Consider the following 20,357-nt stretch of genomic DNA (forward strand, 5'->3'; position numbering starts at 1 on the left):
CTTTGTGAGAAGGCTTCATCCAGAGTGATAGATGTGATCGATGTTCGATAACCTGACGGAAAAGTTTGACACGGTCTTCAAGAAGCTGCGGGGCCGTGGGCGCCTGAGCGAAGAGAATATCAAGGACGCTCTGCGGGAGGTCCGGCTGGTTCTGCTCGAGGCCGACGTCAACTTCCGCGTGGTCAAGGATTTTATCGCTGCGGTTCGTGACCGGGCTCTCGGCCAGGATGTCCTCAAAAGTCTGACACCGGCCCAGCAGGTTATCAAGATTGTGCGCGAGGAACTTGCCCGATTGATGGGCGAGGGTGAGGCCAATGCTCTCGACCTGGCGGCACGCCCGCCGGTTCCGGTTATGCTCTGCGGTCTGCAGGGGGCCGGTAAAACGACCACCTGCGGTAAATTGGCGCTTTCTCTGCGGAGGCAGAAGCGCAACCCTTTGCTGGTGCCGGCCGACATCTATCGTCCGGCGGCGATTGAGCAGCTCAAGACTGTCGGCCGCCAGATCAATGTCGAGGTCTTCGACAGCCAGCCGGGGCAGGATCCGGTAAAAATCTGTGAAGCGGCCCGTGCCTACGCCGAGTTGAACGGGTTTGACACCCTGATCCTCGACACCGCCGGGCGGCTGCATATCGACAGCGAATTGATGCAGGAACTGGTGCGGATCAGGGATTCCCTCGAGCCGCGCGAGATTCTGTTCGTCGCTGATGCCATGACCGGGCAGGACGCCGTCAATGTCGCCGAGAGCTTCAATCAGGTTCTCGACATCAGCGGCGTGATTCTCACCAAACTCGACGGTGATGCTCGCGGTGGTGCGGCGCTGTCGATCCGCGCGGTAACCGGCAAGCCGATCAAGCTGGTCGGTATGGGCGAAAAACTCGACGCCCTTGAGGTGTTCCATCCCGACCGTATGGCGCAGCGGATTCTCGGTATGGGGGACGTTCTTTCCCTGATCGAGAAGGCCCAGTCGGTGGTCGAGACCGAGGATGCCGCCAGGATGGAAGCGCAGTTGCGCAAGGATGGTTTCACTCTTGAAACGTTCCGCGATCAACTGCAGATGATCAAGAAGATGGGTTCCATGGAGGGCCTGTTGAAGATGATCCCCGGCGCTGGCAAGGCGATGAAGCAGATGAAGGGGATGCAGCCGCCCGACCAGGAAATGAAAAAAATCGAGGCGATCATCAATTCGATGACCCGCCGTGAACGTCATGATCACCGGATTCTCAATGGTTCCCGTCGGCAGCGAATCGCCCGCGGCAGTGGAACGACGGTGCAGGACGTCAATCAGCTCATCAAGCGTTTTTCGGAAGCGCAGAAGATGATGAAAAAAATGCAGAAAATGGGTCCCAAGGGGCTTAAGGGAATGATGCGCGGCATGCCGTTTTAGGTTTGTCGCAGCTTCACGTTATTGACTGACAAGACAATCTCGAAACAAGTGCTAAGATTACAACGAGGAAGATCCAGGAGGATACACACATGGCAGTAAAAATCAGACTGGCCCGTGGCGGCGCCAAGAAAAAGCCTTTTTACCAGGTCGTGGTCGCCGATGAGCGCTTCCCGCGCGATGGCCGTTTCATTGCCAATCTGGGCCAGTACGATCCGAAAGTCGATCCACCCCTGGTCAACCTGAAAGAAGAACTGACCCTCGAATGGCTGAAGAAAGGTGCTCAGCCGACCGACACGGTGCGTACACTGCTCCGTGGCAGCGGCATCTGGGCCAAGTTCAAGCAGCCTGCTGAGGCCTAGTTCTCTCCATCTGGTAAGGTCGGATGGGGGTGGGGAGGATTTCACGTCGAGATTTTCTCCGTCAGGTTTCCGAGGCCAGGGCAACCCCTGTACCAAAGGACGGACCCCCATGAAAGAGCTGATCGAGTTCATCGCCAAGTCTCTGGTGGAAAATCCCGAGGCCATTTCCATCTCTGAAGAAGAGAGCGAGGACGGGACCGTGCTCGTCAAACTGGCCGCAGCCCAGGAGGACATGGGGCGCATTATCGGCAAACAGGGACGCACTGCCAAGGCGATGCGAACCCTGCTCAATGCCAAGGCCACCCGGGAGAGCAAGCGGGCCTCGCTGCAGATTATGGAGTAGTGCAGCCGTTGGAAACAGCTTTGCGCCCCCTGGGCCGGGTGATTGGTACCCATGGCCTGCGCGGGGATTTGAAAATCAAGGGACATCCCGGCAACCAGGCGGCTCTACTGGCAGCGCCCCGCATTTATCTGCGTCAGAATGACACCGGTTCTGATTGCCTGACGGTGCAGAGGATCGTTCCCGGTCGTGGCTGGTTGCGTGTCAGTTTGCGGGAGATTGACCGAATTGAGCGGGCCGAACCGCTGGTTGGCGCCGAGGTGCTGGTTGATCCCGCTTCTCTGCAGCGGGACGATGGGGACCTGTTCTGGTTTGAACTGGAAGGTCTGGACGTGATTGATACCGGCCGCGGGCCGATCGGTCGGCTTGAAGAGATGTTTGAAACCGGCGCCCATGCGGTCTATGTGGTCAGGGGCCGGTATGGTGAGGTGCTGATCCCGGCCGTTCCTGAATTTATCGGAGCCGTTGATCTGGAACGGGGAACACTTCAGGTCGATGTTCCCGAGGGTCTGTTTCCGGACAACCTGGGGCAGTGAGTCAGTCTGAACCAGAGTCCAGGTTTAATACAGGTTCGACGACAGGTTATGACCTTTGATATTCTGACCCTCTTTCCCCAGCTTTGCGAATCGCCTTTTTCTGCCAGTATTCTCGGTAAGGCGCAGCAGCGGGGACTGATCAGCGTGCGCAGCCATAATCTGCGTGACTGGGCCGAGGGTCGGCATCAGGTGACAGACGATACGCCCTACGGCGGCGGCGACGGGATGGTGATGAAGGTCGATCCGGTTGCCGCGGCTCTTGCTGATCTGCGACGTGCCAGTCCCGGTTCCAGGGTGCTGCTGATGACGCCTCAGGGCCGCAGGTTCTGCCAGGCCGAGGCGGAAAAACTGGCTCGTGAACCGGGCCTTATTTTCGTCTGCGGACGTTATGAAGGGATTGACGAGCGCGTTCGTTCGCTGGTCGACGATGAATATTCGATCGGTGATTTTGTCATGACCGGTGGTGAGCTGCCCGCCATGACCATCATCGATGCCGTTGCGCGCCTGCTGCCCGATGTCCTCGGCGCGGCCGGCAGCGCCGCCGGCGACTCCTTTTCCGACGGGCTGCTGGAATATCCGCAGTATACCCGTCCAGCGGAGTTTAACGGGCAGGCGGTGCCTCCGGTGCTGCTTTCCGGCGACCATGGCGCGATTGCCCGCTGGCGCCGACGGCAACAGCTGCAGCGGACTTTCGAAAGGCGGCCGGAGTTGCTGGAGACAGCCCCGCTTGATGATCAGGATCGGGAATTTTTGCGGCAGTTGCGTGAAGGCTGCCGCCAGACAGATGAGTGACAGCTTTCGGGGTGAACGATGACGGTCATGTTGGATCGCCGGCCCGGGGGCGGACAAGAAATGTCAAAACAAACAGCGAACAGCATCGCACATAAGGAGGACAGGATGAATATTGTCGACCGGATCGGCATGGAACAGGTGAGGAAAAACATTCCCGCGTTCAAGGCGGGCGATACCCTGCGGGTGCATGTGAAGATCACCGAGGGAGACAAGGAACGTATCCAGGTCTTTCAGGGGGTCTGCATCAAGCGCGTCAACCGCGGCATCGGTTCGACCTTCACCGTGCGCAAAATTTCCAACAGCATCGGTGTGGAGCGTATCTTCTCGCTGCACTCGCCGGCGGTGGAAAAGATCGAGGTCCTGACCATCGGTCGTGTCCGCCGGGCCAAGCTCTACTATCTGCGCAACCTGCACGGCAAGGCTGCCCGTATTCGCGAGAAGCGGATCGCCTGAGCCTGCCGGACAGATCCAGAAGCAACACAAAAAGCCCCGGTTTGCACCGGGGCTTTTTGTGTGTGAGGGTGTCGGCTTTTTCATCAACTCTGCGTTGCAGGCCCGCTTCGCTTGTGCGACGCAGCTGCCGCGCATTGGGCTGATAAAAAATCCGGTGACTTGAGACGATGGTATGGGAGATTTACCTGCTCGAGATCTTGACGATTTGCTGAACAATCAATCACTTGAACCGTTGCCGGCGGGAGCAACGCAGCAGGCAGGTGCTTATCACTCACCCTCCCTACCCATGGTGGCTGATGCCGGCTGCTGCAACCACATGATTCGCCTTGGCGGCATAATAGCCGACGGCGATCAGGCAGTAGATGCCGAGGACAACCCAGCCGCCCTTGGCGAACGCGGGTCGAACGACATCCCAGTCGACGATGAAGACCAGGTAGAGAAAAAGTGCCAGAAAGAATAAGGCCAGTAGCATTGCTGCCTCCTTGAAACATGAATGTGCAGGTTGGAAAAGATTTTGCGAATTTTATATCAATGAGTTAAAAATGCCAAAGGCTTTTTTCCGGTTGTCACCCCCGTCGCGGTTCGGCGGCCTGGTGGCGCATGGAGGGATTTGTGACCCTGGATCTTTTTCCGGTCGATGCTCCGACCGATCTCTATTTTGAACAGCAGGCCCGTTCCCGTGGCTACCGGGTCATTGCCGGTATCGACGAAGCCGGGCGCGGCCCCCTGGCCGGGCCGGTGGTGGCGGCGGCGGTGGTGCTGCCGGAACGGTTCGATCTGCCGGGCTTGACCGATTCGAAAAAACTGACCGCCCGCAAGCGTGCCGAACTGTTTCTGCAGATCCGTTCCCAGGCGGCTGCCGTAGGGGTCGGCATCATGCCGGCCGAAGAGGTGGACCGGCGCAATATTCTCCAGGCCACCCTGGCGGCGATGCGCCTGGCGGTGGAGCGCCTGCGCTGCCCGGCCGATTACCTGCTGGTCGACGGGATCTCCAGAATCCCGACGACGATCCCGCAATTGACACTGAAAAAAGGTGACTCCCGTTCCTTGTCGGTTGCGGCCGCCTCGGTGATTGCTAAGGTGGTGCGGGATCGGATGATGTGTGCCTACGACAGGCGTTATCCGCAGTACGGCTTCGCCGGCCACAAGGGCTACGGCAGCGCCGCTCATCGACGGGCGATTGCCGAGCATGGTCCCTGCCCTCTGCATCGGCGGACCTTCGGTGGGGTGCGTGAGCATCTCGAGCGATCATGACCGAGGAGCGTCTGGCGCTGGGCCGCTGGGGGGAGGAGCAGGCTGTTTTGTTCCTGCGTCGCCAGGGGTTCAGGATTCTGGAGCGCAACTATCGCACCCGGGTCGGCGAGATCGATATCATCGCCCGCAATCGTCGACTGCTGCTGTTCGTCGAAGTCAAGACCCGTCGCGGCCAGGCCTGCGGCCTGCCGCAGGAAGCGGTCGGCATTTTCAAACAGCGGCAGATCATCCGCACCGCCCAGTGGTATCTCAACAACCAGCCGGCCGGACGGCTGCAGCCGCGTTTCGATGTGATTGCCGTTCGGCAGTGGCGGGACGAGGCGTTTATAGAGCATCTCCCCAACGCCTTCGGGCTTGATTTCTGAGTACGGCGGCCGATACGCACCCGCCTGCTGCGTTGCTCGCACCTTCGGTCGCTGCGGAGTAGCTGTCGCTACACCTCATTGGTGCGGGGGCGGCTGAAATGCCGTCATCTGCTGCGTTACACTCAGCCTTCAATCCTCGACGTAGCTGGCCGCTACGCCTGCGGTTTCAGTCTTCGTGTGCCTTGCACCTAACGACATTTGAGCCGCCCTGGACCATTTTGCGGGTTCGGGGCATTTCTGTTTTTGTATTTTTTTGTCCCCGTGTTGTCGCCGCCGAAGAGAGGTGGACGTTTCGGGACAGAGTCGGACGAATGTCTGAGGCGCAGCCGAGTTTTCATGCCTCCCGCCGGGCGGCGCCGGAGTAAAGGAACCCGCAGGGTGGCTTCGTCGGGCGCCATTTTCTGCCTACTCTTTTGTGGCGCGCAAAAGAGTAGAGCGGCGAGCGGGGCCGTGACCCCGCGGTTTTATGCGAGGGCAGTCGATACGCGCCCATCCGCTGTGTTGCTTGCGCTCTTCAGTTGCGATGCTCTTCCGGCGAGGTTCAATTTGCCAATTCCCTGAACTTCCCCTATGCTTACCTGAGTCAGAGAGTCCCTTGTCGGCGGCCGGTACAAAGTCATTGCTCTGCCTGAGCTTTCCCAAAATTGCCAACGAATCTATGGGTGCGTTTCAGATTTTTGAAAATCTCATTCAGACCAGGTACTTGCACTCTCCATCCGACAGGAACTCACTGATTCTAGGTTGTCGCACACGACAGATGGCAGGAGAGAGATGAGCTATTCTTTGCGAAAACTGGGGCTGGTGCGGGTTGCGGTGGGAACCCCCGAACTGCGGGTGGCCGACATTGATTTCAACCTGCGGCAGATTGTCGGACTGGCCGGGCAGGCTGCCGAGCGCAAGGCGCAAGTGCTGTTGTTGCCCGAACTCTGCCTGACCGGCTACAGCTGTGCCGATCTGTTCTATCAGCCGTTGCTGCAGGAAAAGGCCCTGCAGGCCCTGCAGGAACTGGCCCGGTTGAGCGCCGAACACTCCCTGGTGCTGGTGGCGGGGCTGCCGCTGGCGCTTGACGGCAGGCTCTTCAATTGTGCTGCCCTGATCGCTTCCGGCCGGGTCCACGGGCTGGTTCCCAAGACCTTTCTGCCCAATACCGCGGAATTCTACGAGCAGCGCTGGTTCAGTTCTGCTCGTGAGTTGACGTCCGATACTTTCTGTCTCGATGGTGAGCGGATACCCGTCGGCACCGATCTGCTGTTTGCCGCCGAAGGTTTTCCCGCCTGTTGTATCGGGCTGGAGGTTTGCGAGGATCTCTGGGCGGTTGAGCCGCCCAGCGGCCGTCTGGCGGTTTCCGGAGCCACGCTGCTGCTCAATCCCTCCGCCAGCCCCGAGGTTCTCGGCAAACGGGATTACCGGCGGCAGCTGGTCTGCTCCCAGTCGGCGCGCTGCCTGGCAGCCTATGCCTACGCGTCTGCCGGGCCGGGAGAATCGAGTACCGACCTGGTGTATGCCGGTCACAGTCTGATCGCTGAAAATGGTTTGCAGTTGGCGGAAACCGAACGTTTCAGCTTCGACAGTCAGCTGGCCTGCGCCGATGTCGACCTGGAACGCCTGGTTCTGGAACGTCAGCGCAACGCCAGTTTCGCTGACAGTCCGGCCACGGCGACCCGCCGGATTCCCTTTGTCCTCAAGGATGTCCGGACAAAAATTTTTGCCCGCCCGATTCCGCCGCGTCCCTTCGTTCCGGAAGGTGACCGTGAACGGGATGTTCGCTGCGAGGAAATTTTTGCCATCCAGACCACCGGTCTGGCCCGCCGTCTGCGTCATACTGGCAGCAGCCAGGTGGTGATCGGCGTCTCCGGCGGACTCGATTCGACCCTGGCGCTGCTGGTCGCGGTCCGTGCCTTTGATCGCCTCGGCCTCGATCGGCGAGGTATCCAGGCGATCACCATGCCCGGTTTCGGCACCACCGTCCGCACCCGCGGCAATGCGGAAAAACTGGCGGATCTGCTGGGGGTCAGCCTCCAGGTCATCGGCATCGACGCGGCGGTACGGCAGCATTTCGCTGACATCGGGCAGGATGAAAAGAATCACGACATCACCTATGAGAATTCCCAGGCCCGGGAGCGGACCCAGATCCTGATGGATGTCGCCAACCAGCTCGGCGGGCTGGTGATCGGCACCGGCGACCTGTCGGAACTTGCGCTGGGCTGGTGTACCTACAACGGCGACCACATGTCGATGTACGCGGTCAATGTCGGGGTTCCCAAGACCCTGGTCCGCTATCTGGTCGACTGGTGTGCCGAAACCGGATTCAGCGGCGAGGCGCGGGCGGTATTGCACGACATCGGTGCCACCCCGGTTTCTCCGGAGCTGCTGCCGCCGGACGAAAACGGTGAGATCGGCCAGAAAACCGAGGAAACGGTCGGTCCCTACGAGTTGCATGATTTCTTCCTCTATCATGCCGTGCGGCTGCACTATCCGCCCGCCAAGATTCTTGCCTTTGCCGGCCAGGCCTTTGCCGGGCGTTATGAATCGAAGGTCATTCTGGGCTGGCTGCAGGTTTTCTATCGGCGCTTCTTCAGTCAGCAGTTCAAGCGTTCCTGTCTGCCCGACGGTCCCAAGGTCGGCAGTGTTGTTCTTTCCCCGCGCGGCGACTGGCGCATGCCGTCCGACGCGGCTGTCAGCCTCTGGCTGACAGAGATTGAGGCTTTGGGGTAGGGCTGATAAACGTCATCTGCTTCGTTGCCCTTGGCCTTGTCACTGCGGAGCGTTGCCGCTACACTTCACTCCTCGGCCTGCGGGCGCCTCGCATCTGACACTTTTTGATCAGCCTTGCAGCTTTATGGCCTCTCACTTTAGCCTTGAACCTTTAGCCTCGAACCTCTTTATGCTCTATCTCGTCGCCACCCCGATCGGTAACCTCGAAGACATGACCTTCCGCGCCGTGCGCGTGCTCAAGGAGGTTGATCTGATCGCCTGCGAGGACACCCGCCACAGTCGCAAGCTGCTGCAGCACTACGGGATCAGCACCCGTCTGACCTCCTTTTTCGAGCACAATGAACGGGACAAGGGAGAGAAGCTGCTGGTTGAGCTGCGGGCGGGGAAGGATATCGCCCTGATCAGCGACGCCGGTACCCCGGCGATTTCTGACCCCGGCTACCGGTTGGTGCGTCGCTGTCACGAGGCGGGGATCGGGGTCAGCATTGTGCCTGGCCCGCAGGCGGCGGTCAGTTCGCTGGCGGTCAGCGGCCTGCCGACCGACCGATTCGCTTTCGAAGGCTTTCTGCCCGCCCGCTCCGGGGCCCGTCGGGACCGTCTGACGGCGCTGCTCAGCGAGGAGCGGACCCTGGTCTTCTACGAATCGCCGCACCGGCTGGCGGCGACCCTGGCCGATCTGGCCGGACTCTGCCCGCAGCGGGAGGTGGTGGTGGTCAGGGAACTGACCAAGTTGCACGAGGAGATCTGCCGCGGCAGCGCCGGGGAACTGGCTGAACGCTGGCGGGCCGAGAAGGTGCGTGGCGAGGTGGTGCTGCTGCTGGCCCCGGCGGAACCGGTTGAACCCGAACTCGACCTGGACACCGTCCTGCGCGCGGCCCTGGAAGCAGGAGAGCCGATGAAGGAGATCAGTCGGAAGCTGGCGAAAGTTTACGGGATGTCGGGGAGTGAGGTCTACGCACGGGCGCTGGCTTTAAAGTGAGGGCGGCGGCCGATATCCGCCCATCTGCTGCGTTGCTCGCGCCTTCAGTCGCTGCGGAGTAGCTGCCGCTACACCTCACTCCTTCAGTTGCGAGACGCCTTGCATCTGCACGAATCTCGACCGCCTTGAAGCAGTGGTGCTGAAGAGATCCGGCTGAGTTCTGAAGAGCTATTACCGGATTGTGTCTTTTGGTTTTAATGGTTCCCCTGCGTAGCCCGTTTGTTTGCCTCCCTGCGTAGACAGGCTCACGTATCACCACTGCCGGGCGTTGCAACGAGAGCACCGCGGTTTTCTACGAGGGCGGCCGAGACGCACGCATCTGCTGCGTTGCTCACCACCTTTGTCATTCCGACGTAGCTGCCGCTACGCCTCATTCATCAGGCGGTGAGGCGCCTTGCATCTGCACACGTCTCGACCACCTTCAACGGTAGTGCTGGGGGCGGCCGAGACGCTCCCGCCTGCTCTGTTCGTCTTGCCCCGACTTGTCGCTCTCAGCGGATCTTGAAGTTGGCGAAAGTCTCTCCCGGATCCCGCCAATCCACCTCCACCTCACTGACCCGGGCCGCCGGCGGACCCTGGTGGCACCATTGAACCAGCGCCTCGACCTGTTCCTGCGGGCCGCAGGCCAGGGCCTCCACCCGGCCGTCGGGCAGATTGCGGACCCAGCCGGTCAGGCCGAGTTCGCGGGCCTTGTCCTTGGTGCTGCCGCGGTACCAGACCCCCTGGACGCGTCCTGAAATCAGCAGGTGCGCGCAGCTTTCACTCATGATTTCTCCTCCCCGATCAGGCGTAGAAAGGTCTCTTCATCCAGGATTTCGATGCCGAGCTGTTCTGCCCTGGCCAGTTTGCTGCCGGCGCCGGGGCCGGCCACCAGGTAGTCGGTCTTGCGACTGACCGAGCCGGCGGCGCGGCCGCCGAGTTGTTCAACCCTTGCTTCGGCCTGTTTGCGGCTCATGCTCTCCAGGCTGCCGGTAATGACCAGGGTCTTTCCGTTCAATGGGCCGTCCTGCTGTACCGTCGCCTCGGCCTCGGGATGAACCCCGGCCCGTCGCAGCTTGTCCAGCAGTGCCAGCTGGCAGGGATCGGTGAAGAAGTCAATCAGCGATTCGGCAACCTTGTCGCCGATTTCGTGGATGGCCTTGAGATCGTCGACGGTCGCCGCCGCCAGGCTGTCGAGGTCGGGATAGCGCCGGGCCAGCACACGGGCGGTGTGTTCCCCGACGTGGCGGATGCCGAGTCCGAACAGCAGCCTCGACAGCGGGCGGGTGCGGCTGGCGTCGATGGCCTGCAGCAGTTTGGCGGCGAGAGTCTCCCCCATGCGTTCCAGTTCGAACAGGTCCTCTTTCCGCAGCAGGTAGAGGTCGGCAACATCCTCTACTTTTCCGAGTTCGATCAGTTGTGCGATCTGTTTTTCCCCCAGGCCGTCGATATCCATGGCCTTGCGCGAGACGAAGTGGCGGATTCGCTCCAGGGTCCGGGCCGGGCAGTGGCTATTGCCGCAGCGCGGTACGACTTCCTCCTCCCGGCGTATGACCGGTTGTCCGCATTCCGGGCAGAGGGTCGGTTCGGGGCAGGTCGTTTCATTCCCCCGGCGCTGGTCTTTGAGAACCCGCACCACGTCGGGAATGACATCGCCGGCCCGTTCGACGATCACCCGGTCGCCGATACGCAGGTCGAGACGTTTGATCTCGTCCCAGTTGTGCAGGCTGGCGCGGGAGACGGTGACACCGCTGATACTGACCGGACGCAGGTGGGCGACCGGGGTGATGGCACCGGTGCGGCCGACCTGCAGGCCGATCGTTTCAACCACCGTCTCCGCCTGCCTGGGCGGGAACTTGTAGGCGATGGCCCAGCGCGGCGAGCGGCTCAGTTCGCCGACTTCGTGTTGCAGGGCGAGGTCGTTGATCTTGATCACCATGCCGTCGATTTCATAGGGCAGGTTGTCACGGGAATCGAGAATTTCGGCGTAGCGGCGGGCGACGGCGTCGACACCCCGGACCACCCGGGTCTGCTCCAGGTTGACCGGCAGCCCCCAGCGGGCCATCGCTTCGAGCAGCCCGAACTGGGTTTCCGGCTGCGCGCCTTCCAGTCGCCCGATTCCGTAGCAGAAGATGCGCAACGGTCGTTCGGCGGTGACGGCGGCATCAAGCTGGCGCAGGCTGCCGGCGGCGGCATTGCGCGGGTTGGCGAAAGGTTTCAGCCCGGCTTCGCTCTGGCGCTGGTTGAGACGGCGGAAATCATCGAGGTCGAAAAAGACTTCGCCGCGGATATCGACCAGGTCCGGGTAATCCCCCTGCAACTGTTTCGGCAGCCCGGCGATGGTGCGGATGTTTTCGCTGATCTCTTCGCCGGTGATGCCGTCGCCGCGGGTACTGGCCTGCAGCAGCCGGCCGTCGCGATAGGTCAGTTCGACCGCCAGTCCATCCAATTTGAGTTCCAGGCAGTATTCGAGTTCGCTTTCGCGGGCGAGAAAAGTGGTGCGCAGGCTGTGGTCAAAATCACGCAGTTCGGCATCATTGCGCACGTTGCGCAGTGAAAGCATCGGCTGGGCATGACGGATCGGGGAGAATTTCTCCACTGGTTCGGCGCCGACCTGCTGCGAGGGGGAGTCGGGGGTGGCAAGCTGTGGATATTGTTCCTCAATGGCGAGAAGTTCCCGGAACAACTGGTCATATTCAGCATCACTGATCTCCGGTGCGTCAAGACGGTGATAGAGGCGGTTGTGGCGAAGAATTTCCTGGCAGAGTGCCTTGTGGCGGGCAACAACCTGGTCGTCGGGCATCGAAGATCTCCTGGGATAGGTGCTTGCAACTGTCGACTCCGGTGCTGCCTCCGGAGTCAGGATGTCTGGGATATACCACATGGGGAAGGCCGGTTCAATCGTCACCGCGTTCAGCGGACGACGACAGGACGGACCAGGTGATTGTCAACCCGCGTTCGATGCGCTAAACTCCGGCAAACAAGCTACTGGAGCCTGCATGCCCGACGACCAACTCCTGCGCCTCGGGGCGCTGTTCGTTCTTTTTCTGCTTTCGGCCTTCTTTTCCGGGTCGGAGACGGCGCTGACGGCCATGGACCGGTTGCGTGTCCGCTACCTGGTGGAAAAGAAACGTCCCGGTGCCGAACGTCTCGAATCCCTGTTGAGCAATCCTGAACGTCTCCTGTCAGCCATCCTGATCGGCAACAACCTGGTCAACATTGCGGCCTCGGTTTTTGCGACCACTCTCTTCATCGCCTGGTTTGACAAGCATGGAGAGCTGGCCACCATCCTGATTCTGACCCCGTTGCTGCTCCTGTTTGCCGAGGTCTGTCCGAAAACCTATGCCGCCCGCTATCCGGAAAAGGTCTGTTTTCTGGTCCTGCGGCCGATTCAGCTGGTGATGTTGCTGCTGTTCCCGCTGGTGACCCTGGTCAGTTTTCTGTCCGGTCTGCTGACGCGGGTCATGCCGGGCGAGGAGGAACGCCCGTTGATTTCCGAGGACGAGATCCGTACCATGATCAGCGTCGGCGGAGAAGAAGGGGTGGTGGCCAAGGAGCAGCACCGGATGCTGCATGGTGTTTTCGAGCTGTCGCAGATCCGGGTTCGGGACGTGATGATTCCGCGCACCGAGGTGGTCGGCATCGAACTTGACACGCCCTTTGACAAGGTCCTTGAGACGGTGCAGCAGGCACGCCACTCCCGCTTTCCGGTGTTCGACGGTGAGCTGGATAATATCATCGGCATCATTCATTCGAAGGAGATTCTCAATTACGTCCATCGTCCCGACGAGTTTTCGTTGCGGAAGCTTGCCCGGGCGCCTTATTTCGTCCCCGAATCGAAGCAGATCGAAACACTGCTGCAGTCTTTTCGGCGGCGCCACATCCACCTGGCGGTGGTGGTCGACGAGTACGGCGGGGTCGAGGGGATTGTCACGCTTGAGGACGTGGTGGAGGAGATCGTCGGCGAAATCCAGGATGAATACGATGCCGAGGAAATCCTTTTCCGCGAAATCGAACCGGATCGTTTCCTGGTCGACGGCAGCGCCTCGATCCGCACTGTCAATCGTCGCTTCGGTCTGGATCTCTCCGAGACCCACGCCACCACCCTGGCCGGATTCGTGTTGCGCACCCTGGGCAGCATTCCGCGCCCCGGGGAGAGTTGCCGGGCCGATGGCGTAACCTTTGTCGTTCGCAAGATGGTGGAACGTCGTATCGAGGAAATCGAGATGCAGTTGCCTTCCTCTCCCTCAGGGGACCAGGGTTGATCCGTTTTTTTCGACCTGCTTTTCGCCGCTGATCCTTCCTTTTCTTAAGCCTGTTTTTATTTTCCTCACTCCGTGAGTCTCTCACGCTCTCCATCCAACAGAAACTCACGGATACAGGTTCTCCTCGTCCGCGCCAGTTTCGAACCGTCGCCCGCCCTCCTTCAGACAGCCTAACCCCTTAAAAAATTGCCTGAATCTCCTTGACAGGAGGGTTGACTCCCAGTATTCTTCCACGAAAAGTGGTGAAAGGTGTTAAACGAGGTCAGAAAGGTGTCAATGGTCACTTTCCGCGGAAAATTCTACAACACCATCGACCCCAAGGGGCGGGCGAGCATCCCGGCGAAGTTTCGTGACGAGCTGGCCGCGGCTTATGGGGACAATCGCCTGGTGTTGACCGAAGGGGATGGCGGCATCGTCTGCTACCCCGTTCCGCAATGGGAGGAAATTGTCGCCAGAATTGACGCGCTGCCGCCGACCCAGGATCGTGAGGACCTTTACATGACAACGGTTTCGCCGGCGGTGGAATGCAGTTTCGATAAGCAGGGGCGGGTGCAGCTCAGCCATTCCCTGCGTGAACATGCCGGTCTTGTGGGTGAAGTGAGGGATTTCGTGGCAATCGGCCTGAACAACAAGATCCTGCTGATGAATCGCAATCAGCATGCCGCTCAGCGTGCCGAGGCCCAGGAGCGTCTCAAGCAGAAACCCGAAGTCCGCTACAACCTTGGTCTTTGATTTTTGATGACGGCGGCCTTCGAGCATCTTTCGGTCATGCCGGTCGAGGTCCTGGAGTTTCTCGCTCCCCGCTCCGGCGGCGTCTATCTTGACGGAACCGTCGGTGGTGGTGGGCATGCTCGCCTGGTGCTGCAGGCGAGCGCTCCGGATGGACGCCTGATCGGCCTTGATCGGGACCGGTCGGCCCTGGCCGCGGCGGCGGCCGAATTGGAACCCTTTGCCGACCGGGTGGTGTTGCGGCATGCGCCTTTTGCCGATTTTGAAGCGGTTCTGGAGGATCTCGGCATTGATCGGCTTGACGGCATGCTGCTCGACCTCGGGGTTTCCTCGCACCAGATCGATACCCCGCAACGCGGTTTTTCCTTTCGCCATGAGGGTCCGCTTGATATGCGCATGGACCGGGAGTCCGGTGAGACGGCGGCCGAAGTCCTGGCGCATCGGGACGTCGATGAGTTGACGGATATTTTCCGTACTTACGGCGAAGAGCGTTTTGCCAGACGCATTGCCCGCAGAATTGTCGCGCGGCGCGAAGAGCAACCGCTGGTGACGACGAGGCAGTTGGCCGATCTGGTGAAGGAGGTGGTTCCGGCTTCCCGGGACAGTCGTCGGATTCATCCCGCGACGCGGGTTTTTCAGGCGTTGCGCATTTACGTCAATGGTGAACTGGACCAGGTTGCCGAGGGCGTGGCCCGGGGGATCAGCCGACTTCGCCGGGGGGGGCGGATGGTGGTGATCAGTTTTCATTCGCTGGAAGACCGTATTGTCAAGCGGGCGTTTCAGGAGGCGGCCCGCGGCTGCATCTGTCCTCCCAGGCTGCCGATCTGTCAATGTGGTCAAACTCCGGCGGTCCGCATCCTGACCCGTAAGGTGCGGCGCCCCGGTGATGAAGAAATCGAGTTGAATGCCAGAGCGCGCAGTGCTGTTCTGCGGGCCGTTGAAAAATTGTGAAGTTACGTGAAGGGAGGGTGGTATGGCCGATACTCTTCTCAAGCCAATCCCGAAAATCAATGGGTTCAGTCTGCATCGTCCCCAGTTGCTGCCGACATTCCTGTTTCTGGGTCTGGTCCTGGCGGTAAGTCTGTTTATCGTCTGGTCCCGCCTGCAGGTGGTCAATCTCGATTACGACATCTCGCGGCTTGAGTCAGAGTTGCGCGCCCTGGGGCAGCAGACACAGCAGTTGCGTCTGGAAGCGGCCAGCCTGAGTCGACCGGACCGGATTGAGGCGCTGGCCAGGCGTGATCTGGGATTGCGCTTTCCAACATCGCGACAGATCATTCCGGTTCGTTGATGACCAGGTCGGGGCAGGGACACCACTGGCGGATCAGGGCCTTCGGGTTGCTGTTCGTGGTGGCTTTCGGATTGGTCGCTGTCAGGGCTTACCTGCTTCAGGTGCGCGGGCAGGAGGAGTGGCTGCGACGGGCCGAACGGCAGCATCAGCGGGTGATTCCGCTTACCCCGCAACGTGGCACCATTTACGATCGCAACGGCGAGGAGCTGGCTTTGAGCATCGAGGTTGATTCCATCTACGTCAACCCAGCCCAGGTCAAGAAGACCGCATCCGTGGTGCGCGAACTGGCACCGATGGTCGGCCTGAAGAAGCGGACTTTGAAGGCCAAGCTTTCCTCACGTCGTGGCTTTGTCTGGCTCAAGCGACAGGTTTCTCCGGCTGAGAGCATGCGGGTGAAATCCCTCGGGGTGCCCGGGGTGCATTTCATCAAGGAACACAAGCGCTATTATCCCAACGGTTCGCTCGGTGCCCAGGTGCTCGGTTTTACCGGCCTCGATCCGCACGGGCTCGAAGGTCTTGAGTTGCGTTACGACAGCGTGGTGCTCGGCGAGGGTGGCTTTCTGGTCACCGAACGGGACAATCTCGGTCGTGGTATCGGTGCCGGTGAGGGATTGGTCAGCGGCGCCCGGAGGGGCGGCAGCCTGCATCTGACGCTGGATAAAAATATCCAGTATATCGTTGAAAAGGAGCTTGCGGCGGGGGTCAGGGCAGTGCGTGCCAAGTCCGGCTCAGCCGTGGTTCTGGACCCGCGGACGGGCGAGGTGCTGGCCATGGCCAGCCAGCCCGATTTCAATCCCAACGCGTTCAGCAAGTACGGTCCGGGCAATTATCGCAACCGGGCGATTGCCGACGCTTATGAGCCCGGTTCGACTCTCAAGACATTCCTGCTGGCAGCGGCACTGGATAAAAAGGTTGTTCGGCCGGATCAGGTTATTTACTGCGAAAAGGGAGTTTACCGGGTTGGCGGCAAGACCATTCATGACCACCATCCCTATGGCAGGTTGAGTGTCGCCGAGATCCTCAAGTACAGTTCCAATATCGGCGCCGCCAAGATCGGCCAGGCGATGGACCGGGAACGTTTCTACCAGGCGCTGCGCGATTTCGGTTTCGGTTCGGTGACCGGTATCGAATTGCCGGGAGAATCCCCCGGGCTGTTGCGGCCGCCGGAGGAATGGTTTGATGTCGACCTGGCGGCGATCTCTTTCGGGCAGGGGCTGATGGTGACGCCGCTGCAACTGGCGACCGCCCTGGCGAGCATCGCCAATGGCGGCACCCTGATGCGTCCCTATCTGGTGGAGCGGGTGGTCGACGGTTATGGGCAGGTGGTCGAGTCGCATGGACCCGAGGTGGTGAGGCGGGTCATTTCCGAAGAGACCGCGGCGATTGTAACCAGGATGCTGGAAGGGGCGGTTGAAAAGGGTGGTACCGGAACCCTGGCGGCGGTGCCCGGATTCAAGGTCGCCGGCAAGACCGGTACCGCGCAGAAGGTCGACCCGGTGACCGGTGGTTATTCCCGGGATCGCTACCTGGCCAGTTTTGCCGGTTTTGTTCCGGCTGAAGACCCCCGCCTGGTGATCCTGGTGATGATCGATGAACCACAGGGAAAATCGTATGGTGGTCTGGTGTCTGCGCCGGTGTTTTCCCGCATCGCCAGCCAGGCACTGGCGCAGATGAAGGTGGCTCCCCGGAGGCCGATCAATGGACCGCGACTCGCACCGTTGCCGGTCCTGGTGAAGGATACCGCGCCGGTGATGCCGGTGGCGAGGGTTGCCAATGGCGCTGACGGTGCGCCGCTGATGCCGAGTTTCATCGGTATGAGCATGCGGCAGGTCCTGCAGACCATGGAACGGACCGGACTGAATGTTCGTCTGCGCGGCAGCGGCCGGGTGGTTGAACAATCCCCCCGCCCGGGGCAGAAGGTCAGTTACGGCAGCGAAACCTGGGTCCGGCTGACCCAATCCTTCAGCCGCCGGCTTTGACTTTATCCCCGTGAGGGTAGGACAATAGGGATACCGATGAGACTTGCCGATATAATACCCGATCTTCATCCCCTCCAGATGCGTGGGGTGCGCGAAGTTGAAATCGGCGCGTTGTACTATGATTCCCGCCGGGTGACTGCCGGCGGGTTGTTCTTTGCCCTGCCGGGAGCCCTGACTGACGGCCATCGTTTTGTCGCCGATGCCGTTGAATCAGGCGCCGCGGCCGTGGTCTCGGAACGGGAGCTGAATCTTCCGGAAACGGTTGCGGCGATCCGGGTCAGGGATGCGCGTCACGCCCTGGCCGCGGCCGCCCGTACCTTTTACCATGATCCGACGGCGGCCATGACGGTGGTCGGGATCACCGGCACCAACGGCAAAACGACCATCAGCTACCTGGTGGAGGCACTGCTGACCGCCGCCGGTCGACGACCGGCGGTTACCGGCACCGTCGCCTACCGTTTTGCCGACCGCTGCTATCCGGCCCCCAACACCACTCCGGAGTCTCTCGACCTGCAGCGTCTCGCTGACCAGTTCCGGCAGGCCGGCAGTGACAGTCTGGTGATGGAGGTCAGCTCGCACGCCCTCGACCAGCAGCGGGTGGCCGGGGTTTCCTTCGACGTCGCGGTCTTTACCAACCTGACTCCAGAGCATCTCGACTATCACCGTGACATGGAAGATTATTTCGCCGCCAAAAGCCGACTCTTCCGGTCCCCGGACGGGGGAAGGGCCCCACTGGCGGTGATCAACGTCGATGACCCCTATGGCGCGCGCCTGGCCGGAGAGCTTCCTGCGGCGATCACCTGCGGTCGGGACGTGGACGCCAGGGTCCGGTTGCTTTCATCACGGGTGGGTCTGGAGGGAATCCAGGCGCGGGTGATGACGCCGCACGGCGAGTTGCAGCTGCGCTCCCCGTTGCTCGGTCATTTCAACCTTTCCAACTTGCTGTGCGCCGCGGCTGTCGGTGTGGCTCTTGATCTGACGAAAGTACAGATCGAGGACGGGCTGGCGAATGTCAGCCGGGTCCCCGGTCGTCTTGAGCCGGTTGCCAATGACCTCGGGGCCCACCTCCTGGTTGACTATGCCCACACCGGCGATGCTCTGGAAAAGGCCCTTGAAACGCTTAAAAGCCTGCAGCCGGAGCGTCTCATCTGTCTGTTCGGCTGTGGTGGCGACCGTGATCGCGGCAAGCGGCCGGTGATGGGAGAGGTGGCCGGTCGCCTGGCCGATCTGGCGATTGTCTCATCCGATAATCCCCGTACTGAGGATCCGCAGGCGATTATCGCCGATATTCTGCCCGGGTTGGAACGGGTCGACCGGCAGGAGCTCGACCCGGACCAGGCTGCGGCCGGGGCACGTGGTTACCTGGTCATCCCCGACCGCGGGAAAGCCATTGATGTTGCCGTAAAACTGCTGAAGACCGGTGATATGCTGCTGGTCGCCGGCAAGGGGCATGAAGATTACCAGATTGTCGGTTGGCAGAAGATTCATTTCGATGACCGTGAGCAACTGCTGGCGGCGCTGGCGCGCCGGAAAGAACAGCCATGAAACTGTCTCTGCAACAGATTGCGGATATGACCGGTGGTCGTCTCACCCCGGCAAATGCTCGAGGAGAGATCTGCGGTGTGTCCACCGACAGCCGCACCATCCATCCGGGGGAACTTTTCATTCCCCTGCGCGGACCGAACTACGACGGTCATGATTTCCTGGTACGCGCCCTGCGCAACGGGGCTGAGGCCTGTCTCAGCGAGGAGGTCATCGGTGGTCTGAAGGTGCCGGTCATCCAGGTGGCCGATACCCTGCGGGCACTGGGCGATCTGGCCGCCGGGGTCCGGCGCGGCTACCGGGGACCGCTGGTGGCGATCACCGGATCCACCGGCAAGACGACCACCAAGGAGATGCTGGCCGCGATTCTCTCCCGTACCGCCGAAGGGTTGAAGTCGGCCGGTAATTTCAACAACCTGGTCGGTCTGCCGCAGACCCTGCTGCAGCTCCGTCCGGATCACGCCTGGGCGGTGGTCGAGATGGGTATGAGCGCCCGCGGCGAGATTGCCCGCCTGGCGGAGATCGCCGCGCCGAACATCGGCCTGATCACCAACGTCGGTCCGGCGCATCTCGAAACCCTGCACGGACTTGACGGCGTGGCCCGTGCCAAGGGCGAACTGTTTGCCGCCCTGCAGGCCGGAACAACTGCGGTTATTAATGCCGATGACCCCCATGTAGCGGCGATTCCGGTTGCCAACGGCGTCAGGCGGCTGTTGTTCGGCCTTTCCGGGCAGGCTGAGGTACGGGCCGAAGAGATCGTTGCCCGTGGCCGCCAGGTTCGTTTCAATCTACATCTGCGGGGAGAGATCCTGCCGGTGGTGCTGCCGGTGGCCGGCAGCTGCAATGTGCTCAACGCGCTGGCGGCTGCCGCGACCGCCGTGGCGCTCGATGTTCCTGCGGCGGAAATTGTTGCCGGTCTGCAGAGTTACCGGCCGCTCGACGGTCGGATGGAAGCCGTGACCCTCGACAACGGCGTGGTGCTGCTGAAGGATTATTACAATGCCAACCCCCTGAGCATGGGAGCCGCGCTGGAGGCGCTCGACCAGCTCAACGGCGGCGGCCGGCGGATGGCGGTACTCGGTGACATGCTGGAGTTGGGGGATGAGAGTGAGCGTCTGCACCAGGAGGTCGGCGCTTTCGCCGCCAAGTATTGCGATCTGCTGCTGCTGCTCGGCGACATGGCCGAGGCAATGGCCCGCGGCGCCCGCGACGCCGGTCTCAGTGCCCGTCGGGTGCGGATTGCCGCCAGCCACGAAGAAGCGGTCAGTTGTCTCGGCCGGGCTCTGCGCAGTGGTGACCGGGTGCTGATCAAGGGATCGCGCGGTATGCGGATGGAACGGATTGCCGAAGGGCTCAGCGCGGCCAAACCGCGTTCGGCCGGAAACTAGGGGGACG

20 protein-coding genes are annotated in these 20,357 nt (G+C 61.2%); 17 read left to right on the forward strand and 3 right to left on the reverse strand.

Translation table 11 applies throughout. The annotated features are described in order from the left end of the window. Window positions 1-40 precede the first annotated feature (40 nt). The 6 genes from ffh to rplS all read left to right on the forward strand — a co-directional run bounded on the left by ffh (window position 41) and on the right by rplS (window position 3,864). Window positions 41-1,384 carry a signal recognition particle protein gene (ffh, locus tag B5V00_RS03935; protein ID WP_085009457.1) on the forward strand — a complete coding sequence of 448 codons (1,344 nt, stop codon included), beginning with the start codon at window positions 41-43 and terminating at the stop codon, window positions 1,382-1,384. Window positions 1,385-1,473: 89 nt separating this feature from the next. Next, complete coding sequence (gene rpsP, locus B5V00_RS03940; protein ID WP_085009458.1) at window positions 1,474-1,743, forward strand: 30S ribosomal protein S16; 270 nt, start codon at window positions 1,474-1,476, stop codon at window positions 1,741-1,743. A 109-nt stretch (window positions 1,744-1,852) separates the two neighbouring features. Then, window positions 1,853-2,086, forward strand: a complete 234-nt coding sequence (locus B5V00_RS03945) for a KH domain-containing protein (RefSeq protein WP_085009459.1) — start codon at window positions 1,853-1,855, stop codon at window positions 2,084-2,086. 8 nt (window positions 2,087-2,094) lie between these two features. Continuing rightward, window positions 2,095-2,619 carry a ribosome maturation factor RimM gene (gene rimM / locus B5V00_RS03950; protein ID WP_172399616.1) on the forward strand — a complete coding sequence of 175 codons (525 nt, stop codon included), beginning with the start codon at window positions 2,095-2,097 and terminating at the stop codon, window positions 2,617-2,619. A gap of 48 nt (window positions 2,620-2,667) precedes the next feature. Then, window positions 2,668-3,411 (forward strand): tRNA (guanosine(37)-N1)-methyltransferase TrmD, encoded by a 744-nt coding sequence (trmD, locus tag B5V00_RS03955; protein ID WP_085009461.1) that lies wholly within the window; start codon window positions 2,668-2,670, stop codon window positions 3,409-3,411. A gap of 105 nt (window positions 3,412-3,516) precedes the next feature. After that, complete coding sequence (rplS, locus tag B5V00_RS03960) at window positions 3,517-3,864, forward strand: 50S ribosomal protein L19 (RefSeq protein ID WP_085009462.1); 348 nt, start codon at window positions 3,517-3,519, stop codon at window positions 3,862-3,864. A 280-nt stretch (window positions 3,865-4,144) separates the two neighbouring features. Here rplS and B5V00_RS03965 read toward each other — a convergent pair whose 3' ends face one another. Next, the gene (locus tag B5V00_RS03965; RefSeq protein WP_085009463.1) at window positions 4,145-4,336 is read right to left on the reverse strand and encodes a hypothetical protein; all 192 of its coding nucleotides are present in this window, start codon (window positions 4,334-4,336) and stop codon (window positions 4,145-4,147) included. 140 nt (window positions 4,337-4,476) lie between these two features. On the opposite strand from B5V00_RS03965, the gene B5V00_RS03970 reads away from it, so the two are divergent. The 4 genes from B5V00_RS03970 (at window position 4,477) to rsmI (ending at window position 9,177) form a co-directional block, all read left to right on the forward strand. Next, entirely contained in the window at window positions 4,477-5,118 is a 642-nt protein-coding gene (locus tag B5V00_RS03970) for a ribonuclease HII (protein WP_281249642.1), read from the forward strand. Next, complete coding sequence (locus B5V00_RS03975) at window positions 5,115-5,483, forward strand: YraN family protein (RefSeq protein WP_085009465.1); 369 nt, start codon at window positions 5,115-5,117, stop codon at window positions 5,481-5,483. The genes B5V00_RS03970 and B5V00_RS03975 overlap by 4 nt, the downstream gene beginning before the upstream one ends. 771 nt (window positions 5,484-6,254) lie before the next feature. Continuing rightward, entirely contained in the window at window positions 6,255-8,198 is a 1,944-nt protein-coding gene (locus B5V00_RS03980; RefSeq protein WP_085009466.1) for an NAD(+) synthase, read from the forward strand. Between the two features lie 169 nt (window positions 8,199-8,367). Next, on the forward strand, window positions 8,368-9,177 hold the full coding sequence (gene rsmI / locus B5V00_RS03985) for a 16S rRNA (cytidine(1402)-2'-O)-methyltransferase (RefSeq protein WP_139800641.1): 810 nt from the start codon (window positions 8,368-8,370) through the stop codon (window positions 9,175-9,177). 491 nt (window positions 9,178-9,668) lie between these two features. On the opposite strand, the gene B5V00_RS03990 is transcribed toward rsmI, so the two are convergent. Next, window positions 9,669-9,944 (reverse strand): acylphosphatase, encoded by a 276-nt coding sequence (locus B5V00_RS03990; RefSeq protein WP_085009468.1) that lies wholly within the window; start codon window positions 9,942-9,944, stop codon window positions 9,669-9,671. After that, window positions 9,941-11,959 carry an NAD-dependent DNA ligase LigA gene (gene ligA / locus B5V00_RS03995; protein WP_085009469.1) on the reverse strand — a complete coding sequence of 673 codons (2,019 nt, stop codon included), beginning with the start codon at window positions 11,957-11,959 and terminating at the stop codon, window positions 9,941-9,943. Before ligA ends, B5V00_RS03990 begins: the two co-directional genes overlap by 4 nt. Before the next feature lie 196 nt (window positions 11,960-12,155). Here ligA and B5V00_RS04000 point away from each other — a divergent pair, with 196 nt between their 5' ends. The 7 genes from B5V00_RS04000 to B5V00_RS04030 all read left to right on the forward strand — a co-directional run bounded on the left by B5V00_RS04000 (window position 12,156) and on the right by B5V00_RS04030 (window position 20,350). Then, on the forward strand, window positions 12,156-13,421 hold the full coding sequence (locus B5V00_RS04000) for an HlyC/CorC family transporter (protein WP_085009470.1): 1,266 nt from the start codon (window positions 12,156-12,158) through the stop codon (window positions 13,419-13,421). Between the two features lie 276 nt (window positions 13,422-13,697). Further along, window positions 13,698-14,153 carry a division/cell wall cluster transcriptional repressor MraZ gene (locus B5V00_RS04005; protein ID WP_085009471.1) on the forward strand — a complete coding sequence of 152 codons (456 nt, stop codon included), beginning with the start codon at window positions 13,698-13,700 and terminating at the stop codon, window positions 14,151-14,153. A 6-nt stretch (window positions 14,154-14,159) separates the two neighbouring features. Further along, a complete protein-coding gene (gene rsmH / locus B5V00_RS04010; protein WP_085009472.1) occupies window positions 14,160-15,101 on the forward strand; it encodes a 16S rRNA (cytosine(1402)-N(4))-methyltransferase RsmH in 942 nt (313 codons plus the stop codon). Window positions 15,102-15,123: 22 nt separating this feature from the next. Next, window positions 15,124-15,441 carry a cell division protein FtsL gene (gene ftsL, locus B5V00_RS04015; RefSeq protein ID WP_085009473.1) on the forward strand — a complete coding sequence of 106 codons (318 nt, stop codon included), beginning with the start codon at window positions 15,124-15,126 and terminating at the stop codon, window positions 15,439-15,441. After that, window positions 15,441-17,420 carry a penicillin-binding protein gene (locus tag B5V00_RS04020; RefSeq protein ID WP_085009474.1) on the forward strand — a complete coding sequence of 660 codons (1,980 nt, stop codon included), beginning with the start codon at window positions 15,441-15,443 and terminating at the stop codon, window positions 17,418-17,420. Before ftsL ends, B5V00_RS04020 begins: the two co-directional genes overlap by 1 nt. Before the next feature lie 36 nt (window positions 17,421-17,456). Continuing rightward, window positions 17,457-18,965, forward strand: a complete 1,509-nt coding sequence (locus B5V00_RS04025; protein WP_085009475.1) for a UDP-N-acetylmuramoyl-L-alanyl-D-glutamate--2,6-diaminopimelate ligase — start codon at window positions 17,457-17,459, stop codon at window positions 18,963-18,965. Further along, window positions 18,962-20,350, forward strand: a complete 1,389-nt coding sequence (locus tag B5V00_RS04030) for a UDP-N-acetylmuramoyl-tripeptide--D-alanyl-D-alanine ligase (RefSeq protein WP_085009476.1) — start codon at window positions 18,962-18,964, stop codon at window positions 20,348-20,350. Before B5V00_RS04025 ends, B5V00_RS04030 begins: the two co-directional genes overlap by 4 nt. Window positions 20,351-20,357: the final 7 nt, after the last annotated feature.

It is taken from the genome of Geothermobacter hydrogeniphilus, assembly GCF_002093115.1.
In the GTDB taxonomy this organism is placed as follows: Bacteria; Desulfobacterota; Desulfuromonadia; order Desulfuromonadales; family Geothermobacteraceae; genus Geothermobacter_A; species Geothermobacter_A hydrogeniphilus.

Bases quoted from the DNA above. Each gene is read 5' to 3' on its own strand.
- ffh (WP_085009457.1), top strand. From the start codon at position 41: ATGTTCGATAACCTGACGGAAAAGTTTGACACGGTCTTCAAGAAGCTG.
- rpsP (WP_085009458.1), top strand. From the start codon at position 1,474: ATGGCAGTAAAAATCAGACTGGCCCGTGGCGGCGCCAAGAAAAAGCCT.
- B5V00_RS03945 (WP_085009459.1), top strand. From the start codon at position 1,853: ATGAAAGAGCTGATCGAGTTCATCGCCAAGTCTCTGGTGGAAAATCCC.
- trmD (WP_085009461.1), top strand. From the start codon at position 2,668: ATGACCTTTGATATTCTGACCCTCTTTCCCCAGCTTTGCGAATCGCCT.
- rplS (WP_085009462.1), top strand. From the start codon at position 3,517: ATGAATATTGTCGACCGGATCGGCATGGAACAGGTGAGGAAAAACATT.
- B5V00_RS03965 (WP_085009463.1), bottom strand. From the start codon at position 4,336: ATGCTACTGGCCTTATTCTTTCTGGCACTTTTTCTCTACCTGGTCTTC.
- B5V00_RS03975 (WP_085009465.1), top strand. From the start codon at position 5,115: ATGACCGAGGAGCGTCTGGCGCTGGGCCGCTGGGGGGAGGAGCAGGCT.
- B5V00_RS03980 (WP_085009466.1), top strand. From the start codon at position 6,255: ATGAGCTATTCTTTGCGAAAACTGGGGCTGGTGCGGGTTGCGGTGGGA.
- rsmI (WP_139800641.1), top strand. From the start codon at position 8,368: ATGCTCTATCTCGTCGCCACCCCGATCGGTAACCTCGAAGACATGACC.
- B5V00_RS03990 (WP_085009468.1), bottom strand. From the start codon at position 9,944: ATGAGTGAAAGCTGCGCGCACCTGCTGATTTCAGGACGCGTCCAGGGG.
- ligA (WP_085009469.1), bottom strand. From the start codon at position 11,959: ATGCCCGACGACCAGGTTGTTGCCCGCCACAAGGCACTCTGCCAGGAA.
- B5V00_RS04000 (WP_085009470.1), top strand. From the start codon at position 12,156: ATGCCCGACGACCAACTCCTGCGCCTCGGGGCGCTGTTCGTTCTTTTT.
- B5V00_RS04005 (WP_085009471.1), top strand. From the start codon at position 13,698: ATGGTCACTTTCCGCGGAAAATTCTACAACACCATCGACCCCAAGGGG.
- rsmH (WP_085009472.1), top strand. From the start codon at position 14,160: ATGACGGCGGCCTTCGAGCATCTTTCGGTCATGCCGGTCGAGGTCCTG.
- ftsL (WP_085009473.1), top strand. From the start codon at position 15,124: ATGGCCGATACTCTTCTCAAGCCAATCCCGAAAATCAATGGGTTCAGT.
- B5V00_RS04020 (WP_085009474.1), top strand. From the start codon at position 15,441: ATGACCAGGTCGGGGCAGGGACACCACTGGCGGATCAGGGCCTTCGGG.
- B5V00_RS04025 (WP_085009475.1), top strand. From the start codon at position 17,457: ATGAGACTTGCCGATATAATACCCGATCTTCATCCCCTCCAGATGCGT.
- B5V00_RS04030 (WP_085009476.1), top strand. From the start codon at position 18,962: ATGAAACTGTCTCTGCAACAGATTGCGGATATGACCGGTGGTCGTCTC.